The sequence below is a fragment of the Mycobacterium sp. genome (genome assembly GCF_008709575.1).
In the GTDB taxonomy this organism is placed as follows: Bacteria; Actinomycetota; Actinomycetes; order Mycobacteriales; family Mycobacteriaceae; genus Mycobacterium.
This window is the reverse complement of record NZ_VYIK01000420.1, coordinates 1-646: the sequence shown is the minus strand read 5'-3', so window position 1 is coordinate 646 and position 646 is coordinate 1. Positions and strand designations below refer to the sequence as shown.

The following is a 646-nucleotide window of genomic DNA, read 5'->3' as shown; positions in this document are numbered from 1 at the left end:
AACCAGCCGACCATTGCACGGACCGTCGCCGCCTGCGGGCTCAAGCACCTGCTGCCGGTTCATGACAGCGTCGACGACGCCTTGTCGGGTGGCTGATCGCACAACCAGCCAGCCCCAGCCCACCTGTCGCGGCGGTCGCGCGCGTTACCCACGCCCGGCCACCGCCCCGTCACCGACGAATTAGCAGGAGAAAACGTTGTCGCGCAATGACATTGAAGAACTTCGTATCGAGGCCCGCGGCCTTTCCTCACACACGCTGGTGGCCGGCGAGCCGACCGACCCCGCGGTCATCCTGCTGCACGGCGCAGGGCCCGGGGCAAACGCTGCGGCCAACTGGCGTCATCTCATGCCTGACCTCGCCGAGAACTTCTACGTGATCGCCCCGGACCTCATCGGATTCGGCGCGTCGGTCATCCCCGATCCTCTCCCCGCCAACATCACGGCCTGGATCGGTGTTCGGGTAGAACAGGTCCTCGGGCTCATGGATGCCCTGAACGTCGACAGCGCCCATGTCGTCGGCAACTCCATGGGCGGCGCTTTGACCCTGCAATTGCTCTGTGAAAACCCGGAACGCTTCAACAAGGTCGTCCTGATGGGGTCCATCGGCGCGCCGATGAAACGCACTCCCGAACTCGGGCGACTGCTG

1 protein-coding gene is annotated in these 646 nt (G+C 65.2%); it reads left to right on the top strand.

Features of this window, described 5'->3' with window-relative positions; translation table 11 throughout:
* Positions 1-196: 196 nt before the first annotated feature.
* Positions 197-646 (top strand): alpha/beta fold hydrolase (locus F6Q13_RS19345; RefSeq protein ID WP_293059963.1); only part of this gene is annotated, 450 nt, incomplete at its 3' end.